At 70.8% G+C, this 14,672-nt stretch carries 14 protein-coding genes and 1 tRNA gene; 13 read left to right on the top strand and 2 right to left on the bottom strand.

Annotation, left to right across the window (positions count from 1 at the left end):
- Window positions 1-92: 92 nt before the first annotated feature.
- The gene (gene obgE / locus AB0I66_RS30435) at window positions 93-1,532 is read left to right on the top strand and encodes a GTPase ObgE (RefSeq protein WP_363211176.1); all 1,440 of its coding nucleotides are present in this window, start codon (window positions 93-95) and stop codon (window positions 1,530-1,532) included.
- 125 nt (window positions 1,533-1,657) lie between these two features.
- Here obgE and AB0I66_RS30430 read toward each other — a convergent pair whose 3' ends face one another.
- Window positions 1,658-3,748, bottom strand: coding sequence for a hypothetical protein (locus AB0I66_RS30430; protein WP_363211175.1), 2,091 nt, complete (start codon window positions 3,746-3,748; stop codon window positions 1,658-1,660).
- Between the two features lie 273 nt (window positions 3,749-4,021).
- Here AB0I66_RS30430 and proB point away from each other — a divergent pair, with 273 nt between their 5' ends.
- The 5 genes from proB to AB0I66_RS30405 all read left to right on the top strand — a co-directional run bounded on the left by proB (window position 4,022) and on the right by AB0I66_RS30405 (window position 8,984).
- A complete protein-coding gene (gene proB, locus AB0I66_RS30425) occupies window positions 4,022-5,149 on the top strand; it encodes a glutamate 5-kinase (RefSeq protein ID WP_363211174.1) in 1,128 nt (375 codons plus the stop codon).
- A 192-nt stretch (window positions 5,150-5,341) separates the two neighbouring features.
- Complete coding sequence (locus AB0I66_RS30420; protein WP_363211173.1) at window positions 5,342-5,824, top strand: hypothetical protein; 483 nt, start codon at window positions 5,342-5,344, stop codon at window positions 5,822-5,824.
- 91 nt (window positions 5,825-5,915) lie between these two features.
- Window positions 5,916-7,208 carry a glutamate-5-semialdehyde dehydrogenase gene (locus tag AB0I66_RS30415; RefSeq protein WP_363211172.1) on the top strand — a complete coding sequence of 431 codons (1,293 nt, stop codon included), beginning with the start codon at window positions 5,916-5,918 and terminating at the stop codon, window positions 7,206-7,208.
- A gap of 66 nt (window positions 7,209-7,274) precedes the next feature.
- Complete coding sequence (locus AB0I66_RS30410; protein ID WP_363211171.1) at window positions 7,275-7,850, top strand: hypothetical protein; 576 nt, start codon at window positions 7,275-7,277, stop codon at window positions 7,848-7,850.
- 66 nt (window positions 7,851-7,916) lie between these two features.
- Window positions 7,917-8,984 carry a hypothetical protein gene (locus tag AB0I66_RS30405; protein WP_363211170.1) on the top strand — a complete coding sequence of 356 codons (1,068 nt, stop codon included), beginning with the start codon at window positions 7,917-7,919 and terminating at the stop codon, window positions 8,982-8,984.
- An 18-nt stretch (window positions 8,985-9,002) separates the two neighbouring features.
- Here AB0I66_RS30405 and AB0I66_RS30400 read toward each other — a convergent pair whose 3' ends face one another.
- A complete protein-coding gene (locus AB0I66_RS30400; protein ID WP_363211169.1) occupies window positions 9,003-10,100 on the bottom strand; it encodes a M48 family metallopeptidase in 1,098 nt (365 codons plus the stop codon).
- A 99-nt stretch (window positions 10,101-10,199) separates the two neighbouring features.
- Between AB0I66_RS30400 and AB0I66_RS30395 the strand changes: the two genes are divergently transcribed.
- From AB0I66_RS30395 to AB0I66_RS30365, 7 genes are all read left to right on the top strand, one after another.
- Window positions 10,200-10,460 (top strand): hypothetical protein, encoded by a 261-nt coding sequence (locus tag AB0I66_RS30395; protein WP_363211577.1) that lies wholly within the window; start codon window positions 10,200-10,202, stop codon window positions 10,458-10,460.
- A gap of 85 nt (window positions 10,461-10,545) precedes the next feature.
- Window positions 10,546-10,707: a hypothetical protein gene (locus AB0I66_RS30390; RefSeq protein ID WP_363211168.1), complete on the top strand. Its 162-nt coding sequence runs from the start codon at window positions 10,546-10,548 to the stop codon at window positions 10,705-10,707.
- A gap of 61 nt (window positions 10,708-10,768) precedes the next feature.
- Complete coding sequence (gene nadD, locus AB0I66_RS30385; protein WP_363211167.1) at window positions 10,769-11,407, top strand: nicotinate-nucleotide adenylyltransferase; 639 nt, start codon at window positions 10,769-10,771, stop codon at window positions 11,405-11,407.
- 16 nt (window positions 11,408-11,423) lie between these two features.
- The gene (locus AB0I66_RS30380) at window positions 11,424-13,154 is read left to right on the top strand and encodes an LCP family protein (RefSeq protein WP_363211166.1); all 1,731 of its coding nucleotides are present in this window, start codon (window positions 11,424-11,426) and stop codon (window positions 13,152-13,154) included.
- Window positions 13,155-13,289: 135 nt separating this feature from the next.
- Entirely contained in the window at window positions 13,290-13,736 is a 447-nt protein-coding gene (gene rsfS / locus AB0I66_RS30375) for a ribosome silencing factor (RefSeq protein WP_363211165.1), read from the top strand.
- The gene (locus AB0I66_RS30370; RefSeq protein WP_363211164.1) at window positions 13,733-14,374 is read left to right on the top strand and encodes a histidine phosphatase family protein; all 642 of its coding nucleotides are present in this window, start codon (window positions 13,733-13,735) and stop codon (window positions 14,372-14,374) included. The genes rsfS and AB0I66_RS30370 overlap by 4 nt, the downstream gene beginning before the upstream one ends.
- A 126-nt stretch (window positions 14,375-14,500) precedes the next feature.
- Window positions 14,501-14,573: transfer RNA gene (locus AB0I66_RS30365), tRNA-Ala, on the top strand.
- The last annotated feature ends 99 nt before the right edge of the window (window positions 14,574-14,672 follow it).

The following is a 14,672-nucleotide window of genomic DNA, read 5'->3' as shown; positions in this document are numbered from 1 at the left end:
ACTTCCCTGCCGGGAAGCGGGTCCGCCCTTCGCGTGTTACACCTAGGGGCATTTCGCCCCTGACATTTCGTACGCTTCTGGAGGCACATCCCATGACCACCTTCGTGGACCGCGTCGAGCTGCATGTCGCCGCGGGTAGCGGGGGCCACGGCTGTGCCTCCGTCCACCGTGAGAAGTTCAAGCCGCTCGGCGGCCCGGACGGCGGCAACGGCGGCCGTGGCGGTGACGTGATCCTGGTCGTCGACCAGTCGGTCACGACGCTCCTCGACTACCACCACTCCCCGCACCGCAAGGCCACCAACGGCGCTCCCGGTGCCGGTGACAACCGCTCCGGCAAGGACGGCCAGGACCTGGTCCTGCCCGTCCCGGACGGCACCGTCATCCTCGACAAGCAGGGCAACGTCCTGGCCGACCTGGTCGGCGAGGGCACCACGTACGTCGCCTCGCAGGGCGGCCGCGGCGGCCTCGGCAACGCGGCGCTGGCCTCGGCCCGCCGCAAGGCCCCCGGCTTCGCGCTGCTCGGTGAGCCGGGTGACGCGGGCGATGTCGTCCTGGAGCTGAAGACCGTCGCCGACGTCGCCCTCGTGGGCTACCCGAGCGCCGGCAAGTCATCGCTGATCTCGGTCCTGAGCGCCGCCAAGCCGAAGATCGCGGACTACCCCTTCACGACGCTGGTCCCCAACCTCGGTGTGGTGACGGCCGGTTCGACCGTCTACACCATCGCCGACGTTCCCGGCCTGATCCCCGGCGCCAGCCAGGGCAAGGGCCTCGGCCTGGAGTTCCTGCGGCACGTCGAGCGGTGCAGCGTCCTGGTGCACGTCCTGGACACGGCGACCCTCGAGTCCGACCGCGACCCCGTCTCCGACCTCGACATCATCGAGGCCGAGCTGCGTGAGTACGGCGCAGGGCTGGAGAACCGCCCGCGCGTCGTCGTCCTCAACAAGATCGACGTACCGGACGGCCAGGACCTGGCCGACCTGGTCCGCCCCGACCTGGAGGCCCGCGGCTACCGCGTCTTCGAGGTGTCGGCCGTGGCGCACAAGGGGCTCAAGGAGCTCTCCTTCGCGCTCGCCGAGGTCGTGGCCGCGGCGCGTGCCGCGAAGCCCAAGGAGGAGGCGACCCGTATCGTCATCCGGCCCAAGGCCGTGGACGACGCGGGCTTCACCGTCAAGCTCGGCGACGACGGCATCTACCGCGTGCGCGGCGAGAAGCCGGAGCGCTGGGTGCGCCAGACCGACTTCAACAACGACGAGGCCGTCGGCTACCTCGCGGACCGCCTCAACCGTCTCGGCGTCGAGGACGAGCTGATGAAGGCGGGCGCCCGCACGGGTGACGGCGTCGCCATCGGCCCCGAGGACAACGCGGTCGTCTTCGACTGGGAGCCCACGGTCATGGCCGGCGCGGAGATGCTCGGCCGCCGTGGCGAGGACCACCGCCTCGAGGCGCCCCGCCCCGCGGCCCAGCGCCGCAGGGACCGGGACACGGAGCGCGACGAGGCGGAGAAGGCGTACGACGACTTCGAACCGTTCTAGGCGGGAGCGCCCTGGACCGTGCGAAAGGGCCCCCGGAGCTTCTGCTCCGGGGGCCCTTTCGCTTGCTTGTGCACCGTGCGGGTGCGTCGTGGCTTGTCGCGCAGTTCCCCGCGCCCCTTACGGGGCTACGCCGTGACCGAGTCCTCCGCGCCGTTCGACTCCGACGGGTCGGACTCGACTTCCTCCGCCGCGTCCTGTGCCGCGCGCTGGCCGGGGATCTCCGCGTCGATGCGGGTGGCCATGCGGACACGGCGCTCGTCGGCCTTGGCCGACAAGGCGAGGGCCGCCTCGTTGAAGCGGACCAGGGAGGGCGGGTCCGAGGGGCCCAGGAGGTGCTCCTTGAGGGCCGCGCGGGCCTCGGCGTGGGTGTCCTTCTCCGGGGAGCGGACGGCCTCCAGGAGCGCCGGGACGCCCTCGGCGGTCGGGGAGAGGATCGCCGCCGCGCTCACCGTCGGGAAGCCCGTGCGGAAGTCCGCCTCGGACATGCCGGACGTGTTGGCGACCGCGTACGGCTTCTCGCTCGACAGCCAGTCGGAGACGACCGAGGAGACATCGCTGATCAGCAGGTCCGCCTGGTTGAAGCAGGAGAAGATCGCCGGGCGCGCGGTGGTGATGATCTGGTGCTCCCACTCGGGGAACGAGGCCCAGTACGCCGCCTCCCACGCGGCCGTCGCCTCGGCGACCGCCGTCTGCTGGTCGCCGTCGGGCGTGCCCTGGAGCATCATCCGCTCCATCTCGTCCACGCTCTTGCGGAACGCGGTCGAGGTCAGCCGGTCCAACTCGGCGGTGCGGCGCGCCAGTTCGGCGGTCGCCTCCGCGCCGGGACGCTCGCCCGAACGCTTGGCCGCGGCCTCCCTGATCATCGCCTTGATGCGCAGGTCGGCGGCGCCGGCGCGGGGGTCCTGCGAGCCGGTCATCGGGTGCGGCTTGTAGATGAGCCGGACGCCGGGGTCGGCGAGGAGGTGCCGGACGATGTTCTCGCCCGCGAGGGTCACCGACGTGTTGCCGGGGTTGCCGTCCCAGCCCTCCCAGGTGGGGGCGTACAGCACGGTCGTGAACGGGCCCGTGGGGGCGCCCGTGGACGGCAGGATGGGGGACAGCTGGGGGCGGCCGACCTCGACCACGTCCTTGTCCTCGACACCGACGTCGGCGGCCTGGTAGCGGTCGCGCGCGGCGGGGCCCGCCACCCATACCTCGTCGTACGCCTTCGCGTACGGGTTGCAGGAGGACAGCTTGTCGCTCTCGCCGTGGTTGATGAAGGCGTGCTTGATCGTGGGGATGCGCAGGACCTGCGAGGTCTTCGCGGCGTTCGCCGGGTGCAGCATCATCTTCAGCGTCGAGGTCTCCAGGGAGAACATCGTCGCGACCTTCGGGAAGCAGATGATCGGGACGTCCGTCGCGTCGATCTTCTGCACCATGAAGCGCTCACGCAGCACGATCAGCGGATTGCCGTCGAGCTTGGAGAGCGTGGAGAGCCACATGTTCGCCTGGTACGCGGACGTGGCGCCGCCCGAGAAGTACATGGCGACGGACGGCTGGTAGTCGGCCAGCCAGTTGTCCAGCCACTCCATGACCTTCTCGTCGTTCTTCGCGCGCTTCTTGGGGAGCAGCCACGTGGCGAGGTAGATCGCGCCGAGGCCCATGAGGGCGATGGAGATGCCGAGGCCGATGCCGCCCCAGTACGCCTCGGTGGTGGCGGCGGTGACCAGGAGGCCTGCCGTGCCGGGGATCGAGAACGTCAGCAGGCGGTGGGCCTGGCGGCGCGAGAGGATCCGCGGCGGTGCGGCGGTCAGGTGCAGCGCGGACGCGTCGATGTTGCGCGTGACGATCGGCAGCTGGCGGCTGCGGCGCACCAGTATGGCGGTGGCCTGGCAGCCGAAGTGCAGGAAGTAGAAGGCGAGCAGCGAGATCGTCAGCGGCGACTGCTCGGCCAGCGGCTCGATGCCGTCGATGCGCAGCAGGCCGACCAGGATCAGCATGTCGCGCAGGAGCTGCCTGACGGTGACATCGAACCGGATCTTGCCAAGGAGGGAGAGGAGCCCCGGCTGCTTGTACTGCAGATACACGTCGAGCGCGAGGTTCGCCGCGGACGCGGCGACGAACACCGGTACATACGGGACCAGCGCGCTGACGAGCTGGGCCGTGAAGAGCGCGAACATCGCGAACAGCGCGGTGAGCTGCACGATGCGGCGGGGGGCGAGTCCGGCAGAGGGCACGGGCTTGGGCTCCTGGCGGGGGATCGGGGGGATCGGACGGAGAGAAGTCAAGGAAAGCGACCACTGACCGTATGACGTGCGGTGGCCCTGTAGCAATCTTCCGTGACGACAATCACCGGATAAAGGGGCAAAGGTACTGAACCCGGAGGCCGGGATTCACCTCTGGGGAGTATTCGGTCCGTCCCTCGAAATGGATGGGCGCTCCCCGCGCTCACTCGCGTAGATTGCTGGTCCGGCAGGGAACGGGACCTTCGGGATCATTGGGGAAGTACGTTGGCTGGGGCAAGGCAGGGCATCGCAGAGGCCCACAGGGTTGTCGTCAAGGTCGGGTCCTCGTCCCTGACCACCGCGGCGGGGGGCCTGGACGCCGATCGCGTTGACGCCCTCGTCGACGTCCTCGCCAAGAGCCGCAGCGGCGGCGAGCGCGAGATCGTGCTCGTCTCGTCCGGCTCCATCGCCGCCGGGCTCTCGCCGCTGGGGCTGCGCAGGCGCCCCAAGGACCTGGCGAGGCAGCAGGCGGCCGCCAGCGTCGGCCAGGGCCTTCTCATGGCCCGCTACACCGCTTCCTTCGCGCGTTACGGCGTACGCGTCGGGCAGGTGCTCCTCACCTCCGACGACATGGCCCGCCGCGCGCACCACCGCAACGCGTCCCGCACCTTCGACCAGCTCCTCGCGATGGGCGCGCTGCCGGTCGTGAACGAGAACGACACCGTGGCGACGGACGAGATCCGCTTCGGCGACAACGACCGGCTCGCCGCCCTCGTCGCGCACCTCGTCCACGCCGACCTCCTCGTCCTGCTCTCCGACGTGGACGGCCTCTACGACGGCGACCCGGCCAAGCCCGGCACCTCCCGGATCTCCGAGGTCACCGGCCCCGCCGACATAGCGCACGTCCAGATCGGCAGCGCGGGCAAGGCGGGCGTCGGCACCGGCGGCATGGTCACCAAGGTCGAGGCCGCGCGGATCGCCGCGGGCGCCGGGATCCCGGTGGTCCTGACCTCCGCGAGCCAGGCCGCCGACGCCCTCGCGGGCCGCGACACCGGCACGTACTTCCACCGCACGGGCCGCCGCTCCGGCGACCGGCTCCTCTGGCTCCAGCACGCCTCGGAGCCGCAGGGCGCACTGACGCTCGACGACGGGGCGGTGCGTGCGGTCGTCGAGGGGCGCAAATCGCTGCTGCCCGCCGGGATCGCCGGGGTCGAGGGCGACTTCGCCGCGGGCGACCCGGTCGAGCTGCGGGACACCGCGGGGCGGGCCGTGGCGCGCGGTCTGGTGAACTTCGACGCCAAGGAGCTTCCGCAGCTCCTCGGCCGTTCCACCAGGGATCTCGCGCGCGAGCTCGGACCGGCGTACGAGCGGGAGGTCGTGCACCGCGACGACCTCGCTTTGCTGCACGACTGAGCCCTTCGCGGGACCCGCGAGCGGCCCCGGCCACGGCCGAAAACAGGCGCGAACGCCGTGCGCCGCCCGGCCCGTGCGAGGTGAAACTCCCCAAAACCGCCCCGCGGGGGCGCTTGGCCTGCTCAACTTTGTTCCAGACACTTCCGCACGACCATTGCGTATCCGCACCACCATTGCGTAGAGGAGGCCGTCGTGAGACGAGTGCGCCCGGGAGCGTCGTCCCGCGCGCCGGCTGAGCGGTCCCTGACCAGCGTCGCCGCGGGGGCGACGTACACCGGTGACACGCAAGCGGCGGCGGAGACGGACGAGAGCCAGGAGGGCGAGACGGTGGACGCGCCCCGTCTGTGGCACGTCACCCTGAGCGTCTCGGGGAGCGAAGCCCCGCTCAAGGAGGTCAGGCGCGGCCTCGAACAGCTCGCCCACGACCACCCCTTCCTGCTGACCAGCAGGTACGCGCCCGACCACGCGGAGATCCGGTACTGGGAAGAGGCCCGCGACCTGCACGACGCCGCCGCGGTCGCGCTCCGGCTCTGGGGAGAGCACCGGCAGAGCGCGCAGCTCCCGCCGTGGGAGATCGTCGGTCTCGAGGTCATCGACCGCGACACCTACCACCAGCGCATCGCGGAGGGGTACGGCCCGCTGCCGGCCACCCCGGTGGGCGTGCACCCTTTCTGAGCCGACGTGCTTTTCGAGCCGACGTGAGCACCGTGGTCTCGGCTGCTGAAACAGCGGGTGGACCGTGGCCGCTCCCTATTACGCTGCGCTCATGACGTCCCTCACGCCGGTCTCTCCGTACGACAACCTCTCGCCGGTCGCCCAGGCCGCCTACCGCGCCCGTGGCGCGGCCGCGACCCTCGCGCCGCTGCCGCGTGCCGCCAAGGACGACGCGCTCCTGGCGATCGCCGACGCCCTCGAGGTCCGTACGGCAGAGATCATCGAGGCCAACGGCAAGGACACCGCACGCGCCCGTGAGGCCGGGACCAGCGAGTCCGTAGTGGACCGGCTGACGCTCACCCCGGAGCGGGTCCGCGCCATCGCCGCCGACGTGCGCGACGTGGCCGCCCTGCCCGACCCCGTAGGCGAGGTCGTCCGCGGCTCGACCCTGCCCAACGGCATCGACCTGCGGCAGGTCCGCGTCCCGCTCGGCGTCGTCGGCATCATCTACGAGGCCCGCCCGAACGTCACCGTGGACGCCGCCGCCCTCTGCCTGAAGTCCGGCAACGCGGTGCTCCTGCGGGGCTCGTCATCGGCGTACGAAGCGAACACCGCGCTCGTCCGGGTCCTGCGCGACGCCGTCCACGGAGCCGGCCTGCCCGCTGACGCCGTCCAGCTCGTGCCGGGCGAGAACCGTGACTCCGTGCGCGAGCTGATGCGCGCCCGCGGCCTCGTCGACGTCCTCATCCCGCGCGGCGGCGCCTCGCTGATCAAGACCGTCGTCGAGGAGTCCACCGTCCCGGTCATCGAGACCGGCACCGGCAACTGCCACGTCTACGTGGACGCCGAGGCCGACATCGACATGGCCGTCGACATCCTCGTGAACTCCAAGGCCCAGCGCCCCAGCGTCTGCAACGCCGCCGAGACGCTCCTGGTGCACGCGGACATCGCCGACGCCTTCCTGCCGCGCGCCCTGGACGCCCTGGCCGAGGCCGGGGTCACCGTGCACGCCGACGAGCGCGTCATCGCCCACGCCGACGGCTCGAAGGCCACCGTCGTGCCCGCCACCCTGGAGGACTGGGAGACCGAGTACCTCTCGTACGACATCGCGGCGGGCGTCGTCGACTCCCTGGAGCAGGCCGTCGAGCACATCCGCCTGTGGACCTCCGGGCACACCGAGGCGATCGTCACCACCTCGCAGCAGGCAGCGCGCCGCTTCACCCAGCTGGTCGACTCCACGACGGTCGCCGTGAACGCCTCCACGCGCTTCACGGACGGCGGCCAGTTCGGCTTCGGCGCCGAGATCGGCATCTCCACGCAGAAGCTGCACGCCCGGGGCCCGATGGGGCTTCCCGAGCTGACCTCGACGAAGTACATCGTCACCGGCGACGGCCACACCCGCTGAATTCCCGCACGGGCTGAATTCCCGTACCGTCTGCCCAGATTGCCCCTTCCGGTCTACGCTGGAAGGGTGCCGGAGGACGTGGGGGGCACGCCGTCGTTTCCTGACGGCGGGGAGCCCGACGACGACCGCGACCGCGGGGGTGCGGACGAAGAGTTCGCCTCCGTGGTCTTCGACGAGGCCTTCGTCAAGGCCGCCGAGATACATGAACCCACCGCGGTGGAGCGGCTGTTGGCCGCCGCCCAGGCGCGCGCGGAGGCCTCCGAGGCCGAGAGCCGCCGGGCCCGCACCCGGGGCCCGGGCCGCGACTCGCCGGAGGACGATCTCTACGACGAGGGCTTCGGCCCCGACGACGGCGGCGAGTTCGGCCACGACGCGGACCTCGACGACGTGTACGACCGCGAGTTCACCGAGCACGGGTACGGCAGGCAGGGCTACGCCGGCCGCAGCCGCTGGCACCGCCCGGTCGCCTGGATGCTCGCCCTCCTGATGGGCATCGGCATGGTCGCGCTCGCCTTCACCGCGGTCTACCGCGGCGCGTCGACGGGCCGCCAGGACCCGACTCCGCCCCCGGTGTCCACGGAGCCGTCGGCCTCCGCGGAGTACGGCAGGCCACCGGTCTCCGCAACGCCCCGCGTCCCGTGAGAAGTTGTCAGAACTTGTCGTGCAGCAGGGCGTTTACCTGACCGCGCTGAGACCTACCCTGAAGGTATGGGCGGGCCAGGAGAACCACCCGAGGGGACATCCGAGGGCGCTCCCGCCGGTGGTGAGGACGAGTACCGATCCGTCGTCTTCGACGAATCGTTCGTCCGCGCCGCACGGCTCCAGGAGTACTCCGCGCAGGAGCGCATGAGTGACCACACGCACGCGGTGCGCCGCACTCCCGCGCACCACAAGCACCTCTCCAAGCAGGCCGTGATCCTCGTCCTGCTGATCGCCGTCGCCTTTGGCGCCGCGATCTACATGGGTGTGCGCCACCCGTACCAGAACCCCGTCGCCCAGCGCCCCGAGCCGCTGCGCATGACGGTCATCCCGCTCGCCCCGCCGGGGCCCGTGCCCGGCGCCGAGAAGCCCGCCGACCTGTTCGCGCACAGCCCGGCCGCACAGTTCCGTGTGGGCGCGTCCGGCATCAACCTCCCCGCGGCGCACCGGACTTCGCACTTCTCGGACGGCCAGGTGATGACCGCGCTGACCACCGCCAAGGACTACCTCGTCGAGTCATCGCTCGACCCGGACGTCCTCACCGGCGGCGCCGTGCGCTCCGCGCGCATCCTGCTCGACCCGCGGCAGCTCGACCAGTTCGACAAGAGCTTCGCGCACCCGGTGGCGGACGGACGGCACGCGCCCACCGGCTGGCTCGTGCGCTTCGACCCGACGAAGACGTCCCTCGCCTCGCCCGGCATCCGCGTCCACGGCACGCTGCACGCCACCGAGACGGACAAGAACACCCTTGAGGTGACCTCGGACCACACCTTCGTATACGCGCTGCGGCCGGCCGGCAAGAGCGAGCACGTCAAGGTCTCGCTCTTCACCGTCCGGCGAGAGCTGCAGTTCCGCTTCGACCGCGACGACCTGCGGATGCGCCAGGCCGAGCTGCTCGTGTCGTACATGCAGGCGGGGCCGCTCGCCTGCTCCGCCGACGCCGCCGACCAGCTGCGCCCGCTGCTCGCCGGGCAGAAGGCGAAGGCGGGCGGCCCCGCGGGCACCGACCCGTACGCGACGGGTGATGCCCCGGCGCTGTGCGGCTCGCTGTCGGCGGCCGCCCAGCCCTCGCTCTGAGAGTCCTCGCTCCGAGGGCTACGGCGTCCCGTCGGCCGGCGGTGTGTCGGTCGGCGGCGTGTCGTCGCGGCTCTGGCCGGTGAACTTGCCGCGCAGCTTGCCGCCCAGGTCGCCCGCGCCGCCCGCGAGGTCGTTGACCAGCTTCATCAGCGGGTCCTTGCTGTTGCGTACGTCATCGGCGTAGCTGGAGGCCGACTGGCGGAAGGAGTCGGACACCGAGGTGTCCCCGTCCTCGTCGCGCCGGGGGTAGTGGCCGTCCATGATCCGCTGGTAGTCGCGGGTCTCGGCCCACTTCTTCAGCTCGGCCGCGCGCACGGTGGTGAAGGGGTGCGTGCGCGGCATGACGTTCAGGATCTTCAGGACCGAGTCCCGCAGGTCGCCCCCGGCCTCGTACTCCGCGGCCTGCTCCAGGAACGCGTCCACGTTCATCTCGTGCAGGTGGTTGCCGCCCGCGATCTTCATCAGGCCGCGCATCGACGCCTTGAGGTCCTGGCCCACCAGGAGCCCCGCGCGGTCCGCCGAGAGCTCCGACTTGCGGAACCACTCGCGCAGGGCGGTCACGATGGCCATGATCGCCATGTTGCCGAGCGGGATCCAGGCGACCTTGAGCGCGAGACCGGTCAGGAAGAGCAGGATCGTGCGGTACACCGAGTGGCCGGAGAGCGCGTGGCCCACCTCGTGCCCGACGACCGCGCGCATCTCCTCCTCGTCGAGGAGCTCGACGAGGCCCGTCGTCACCACGATGATCGGCTCGTCGAGACCGATGCACATCGCGTTCGGGTTCGGGTCCATGTTCACGTACATCGGCGGGACCTTCTCCAGGTCCAGGATGTAACAGGCGTCCCGCAGCATGGTGTTGAGGTGCGCGAACTGCGCGTCGGAGACCCGTACGGAGTCCGAGAGGAACAGCAGGCGCAGGCTCCGCTCGGGGAGCAGCCCGCTGAGTGCCTTGAAGACGGTGTCGAACCCGCTGAGCTTGCGCAGGGCCACCAGGGCCGAGCGGTCGGCCGGGTGCTCGTACGCCCGCGACGAGATGCCGGGGAAGCGCCTGCGCTGCCTGCTCGGCACGTGCTCGTGGCCACCACCCCGCCGGCCGTGGTCGTTGTCGTCGGTCATGCCCCATCCCCCATGCTCGTCCAGTCATGCCCCCGAGGTGGGACCCAGCCTAGGCGGAGATACCGTGACAGGGCAGCACAGCGAATGGAGTCGCCCGTCATGGCCGTCATGGAGCACAGCGCCGCAGCCCACCACTGGGTCACGGAGGCGGCCGCCCTGGCCGCGAAGGAGCAGGGGGCGGGCAATCTGCTCCGCGTCGTGCTGATCGTCATGGTCGTCGGCTGTGTGCTCGTGGCGTGGTTGTTGCTGCGCGGCTACCGCCAGGGGGCCGACGCGGAGCGTCGTGACGCGGACGCGGGCGCGGAAGCCGGGCGTCCGGCAGGCGACGACGAGGACGACCGCGCGGGCCACAACGGCTGAGTCGGCGTGAGCTCTGCCGGTGCCCCCGCATACGATGGCCCGGAAGTCCTTGTTCCCGCCCACCTCCGGATAGGTCCTGCCGACGATGAGCCTCCACAGCACCGCCTCCCAGCTGGTCACTCTCGCCTCCGAGGGCAAGCACGTCGACGAGCACGCAAGCCTCAGCCCCTACATCACCGGCGGTGGCGCGTTCGTCGTGCTCATGCTGCTCCTGTGGATCACCACGCGCTTCAACCGGGACCGCTGAGCCGTCCACCGAACGGACGCTGAAACAGAGCCCGTCCACCGGGCCGGTAGGGTCTGCACGCATGGGAGAGCAGGACATGCCTACCGGTCCCGGTACCGGCCCGGCCAGCAAGGGCAAGCGTCGCCTGGGCGTCATGGGCGGAACGTTTGACCCGATCCACCACGGACACCTGGTGGCGGCCCAAGAGGTCGCCGCGCAGTTCCACCTCGACGAGGTGGTGTTCGTGCCGACCGGCCAGCCGTGGCAGAAGAGCGACAAGGCGGTGTCCCCGGCCGAGGACCGTTATCTGATGACGGTCATCGCGACGGCCGAGAACCCGCGGTTCTCGGTGAGCCGCATCGACATCGACCGCGGCGGCCCGACCTACACGACGGACACGCTGCGCGATCTGCGCACGCTCAATCCCGACACGGACCTCTTCTTCATCACGGGCGCCGACGCCCTCGGCCAGATCCTCACCTGGCGCTACACCGAAGAGCTCTTCTCCCTGGCGCACTTCATCGGGGTCACCCGGCCGGGCCATACGCTGGCCGACCCGGGTCTGCCGGCGGGCGGAGTCTCGCTCGTGGAGGTCCCGGCCCTCGCCATCTCGTCCACGGACTGCCGTGCGCGGGTCGCCAAGGGTGACCCCGTCTGGTATCTGGTGCCGGACGGCGTGGTGCGTTATATCGACAAGCGCGAGCTGTACCGCGGCGATTGAGCCGAGAGGGGCACCGGTGAACGACCGACAGTACGACCCGTATGCGGGCGGCGACCCGTACGCGGGCGAGTACGCGGCTGATCAGTACCAGATCGTCGGGTACGACGAGTACGGGCAGCCGGTGTATCAGCAGGTCCCGCAGCAGGCGCAACAAGCCCAGCAGCCTCAGCAGCCCCAGCCGTCGGCCTCGTACGACCAGTACGGGTCCCAGGCCCAGGCGCAGCAGCAGTACCAGCAGCCGCCGCAGGGCTACGGCTACGACCCGTACGCGACGGGGCAGCAGGCGCCCGTCCCGCCGTACGACGCCGGTTCGTACAACACCGGCTCGTACGGGACCTACGACCAGCCTCAGCAAGCACCGCAGCAGACGCAGACCGGCTGGATCCCGCAGCAGTCGCGGCAGCCGGAACCGGAGCCGGAGCCGCAGCCGGGGCCGGATTTCGAGGCCGAGCCGCAGCGTGAGCCGCAGCGCCGCGACCCCGCGTACGAGACCCAGCAGTTCTCCTTCATAGAGGAGCCGGACGAAGAGTCCGAGGACGTCATCGACTGGCTGAAGTTCACCGAGAGCCGCACCGAGCGGCGCGAGGAGGCCAAGCGGCGCGGGCGTTCCCGGGTCGTCGCCCTCGTCGTGGTGCTCGCGCTCGTGATCGCGGGCGGCGTCGGCTACCTCTGGTACGCGGGCAAGCTGCCCGGCCTGTCGGACGACGCGGCCGGCGACGGCGCAGCGGCGGCCGGACCGCAGAACCGCGACGTGATCGTCGTCCACCTGCACAACACCAAGGGGGGCGGCACCTCCACCGCGCTCCTGGTGAACAACACCACCACCAAGCGCGGCACCACCGTCCTGCTGCCCAACGCCCTCTCCGTGACGGACGACGAGGGCGCGGGGACGACGCTCGGCAAATCGGTCGACGACGACGGTTCCACCGGCACCCGCGAGTCGATCGACAGCCTGCTCGGCACCCAGGTCGAGGGCACCTGGCGCCTCGACACCCCCTACCTGAACAACCTCGTCGAGCTGGTCGGCAACATCGACATCGACACGAACGCCGAGGTGCCCGACCCCAAGGCCAAGAAGGGTCAGGCGCCCCTCGTGAAGAAGGGCGAGCAGCAGACCCTGAGCGGGCCGATGGCCGTCGCGTACGCCACCTACCGCGCGTCCGGCGAGCCCGAGACCGCGCAGCTCGACCGGTTCGGGCAGGTCATGCAGGGCGTCCTGCGCAAGCTGTCGTCCGACCCGCAGGCCGCGACGACCACCGTCCAGTCGCTGGCCCAGATCCTGGACCCGTCCCTCAAGGAGAAGGACCTCGGCGCCTTCCTCGCCAAGCTCGCCGACCGCGCGAAGGGCGGCGACTACTCCACCCAGACGCTCCCGGTGCGGCAGGACGGGACGCTCTCGGAGAAGGCAGGCGCGAGCGTGGTCAAGAGCGTCCTGGGCGGCGCGGTCAAGAACCCGGACAAGGACGCGGCCGTACGGGTCGGCGTCAAGAACGCGTCCGGCAGCAAGGGCGCGGGACAGGACGCGCGGATCTCGCTGGTCAACGGCGGCTACACCTTCGTGGACAGCGGCGCGGGCTCGACGGCCCAGGCGGCATCGCAGGTCACCTATGCCGACGCGGCCAAGAAGACGCAGGCCACCGAGGTCGCCAAGACCCTCGGCCTGCCGGCCGGCGCGGTCCGCAAGGGCAAGACCGCACCCAACGCGGATGTGTCGGTCGTCCTCGGTCAGGACTACGACGCGGGATGACGGCAGCGGCCCCGGCCGGGGGTTCTTCCGGCCGGGGTGACGCAGCAGACAGGGCCGTCGCGTAATCGGCGGGATGTCCTTCGGCTGTCCGTGAGACCCTTGGGGTGTCTTGACCACCTGAAGGAAAGCGCAACTGTGACCGCCACGGACCGCTCCATCGAGCTCATCAAGGTCGCCGCTCAGTCGGCCGCCGACAAGCTCGCGCACGACATCATCGCGTACGACGTCAGCGACGTGCTGTCGATCACGGACGCCTTCCTGCTCGCCTCCGCGCCCAACGACCGCCAGGTCAAGTCGATCGTCGACGAGATCGAGGAGCGGCTCAGCAAGGAGCTCGGCGTCAAGCCGGTGCGCCGCGAGGGCGACCGCGAAGCCCGCTGGGTCCTCCTGGACTACGTGGACATCGTGGTGCACGTCCAGCACAGCGAGGAGCGTGTCTTCTACGCGCTCGAGCGCCTGTGGAAGGACTGCCCCGAGATCGAGCTCCCCGAGGACGCCGTCGCGACCCGCGGCAAGGCCGCCGAGCACGCCGAGCAGCGCGCCGCGGAGGAGGCAGCCGACCTGGACGGTGAGCTTCGGTGACCAGCCCCGGCTGCCGGATCATCCTGTGGCGGCACGGCCAGACGTCCTGGAACCTGGAGCGCCGCTTCCAGGGCTCCACGGACATCGAGCTGACCGACACCGGAGTCGCGCAGGCCAGGCGCGCCGCCCGGCTGCTCGCCTCGCTGAAGCCGGACGCCATCGTGGCGTCCGACCTGAAGCGGGCGGCGGCCACGGCGAACGAGCTCGCGGCCCTCACCGGCCTGCCCGTCACGCACGAGCAGGGTCTCCAGGAGACGTACGCCGGTGAGTGGCAGGGCCTGACGCACGACGAGATCATCGCGCGCTTCGGCGACCAGTACGCCGCGTGGAAGCGCGGCGAATCGGTGCGCCGGGGCGGCGGTGAGCTGGAGACCGAGGTCGCCGACCGTGCCGCGCCGATCGTGCTGCGCCATGCCGAGAAGCTGCCGGAGAACGGCACGCTCGTCGTGGTCAGCCACGGCGGCACGATCCGCACCACCATCGGCCGTCTCCTCGGCCTGGAGTCCCACCACTGGGAGGGCCTCGGCGGGCTCTCCAACTGCTGCTGGTCCGTGCTCGGCCAGGGCGCGCGGGGCTGGCGCCTCCTCGAGCACAACGCCGGCACGCTGCCGGAGCCGGTGCTCGGCGACGACGATTAGCCCTGCGCCGGAGCCGCTGGTCACAGGGCCCGGGAGGGCCTGTCACCCGGATTTCACATTCCGGCCCGGCGCAGGCTAAAGTTCTTCTTGTTCGCCCGCCGAGCGGGAGGAACACGAAGAACACACGGGGCTATAGCTCAGTTGGTAGAGCGCCTGCATGGCATGCAGGAGGTCAGGAGTTCAATTCTCCTTAGCTCCACAATCGGACTGTTCTTGAGACATCTCAGGTTCGGTTCACGAGATCCCGTCCGATCGAGTCGATCTGGCGGGATCTTGCAGTTTTCGGGGGCGTTGTGAG

The organism is Streptomyces sp. NPDC050439 (genome assembly GCF_040655335.1).
GTDB lineage: Bacteria > Actinomycetota > Actinomycetes > Streptomycetales > Streptomycetaceae > Streptomyces.
The sequence above is the reverse complement of the archived record's forward strand: the minus strand, read 5'-3'. Positions and strand labels throughout refer to the sequence as shown.

What these genes read in the sequence shown, in the direction of transcription:
- obgE (WP_363211176.1), top strand. Translation starts at nt 93, where the DNA reads ATGACCACCTTCGTGGACCGCGTCGAGCTGCATGTCGCCGCGGGTAGC.
- AB0I66_RS30415 (WP_363211172.1), top strand. Translation starts at nt 5,916, where the DNA reads ATGACGTCCCTCACGCCGGTCTCTCCGTACGACAACCTCTCGCCGGTC.
- AB0I66_RS30405 (WP_363211170.1), top strand. Translation starts at nt 7,917, where the DNA reads ATGGGCGGGCCAGGAGAACCACCCGAGGGGACATCCGAGGGCGCTCCC.
- AB0I66_RS30400 (WP_363211169.1), bottom strand. Translation starts at nt 10,100, where the DNA reads ATGACCGACGACAACGACCACGGCCGGCGGGGTGGTGGCCACGAGCAC.
- AB0I66_RS30395 (WP_363211577.1), top strand. Translation starts at nt 10,200, where the DNA reads ATGGCCGTCATGGAGCACAGCGCCGCAGCCCACCACTGGGTCACGGAG.
- AB0I66_RS30390 (WP_363211168.1), top strand. Translation starts at nt 10,546, where the DNA reads ATGAGCCTCCACAGCACCGCCTCCCAGCTGGTCACTCTCGCCTCCGAG.
- nadD (WP_363211167.1), top strand. Translation starts at nt 10,769, where the DNA reads ATGGGAGAGCAGGACATGCCTACCGGTCCCGGTACCGGCCCGGCCAGC.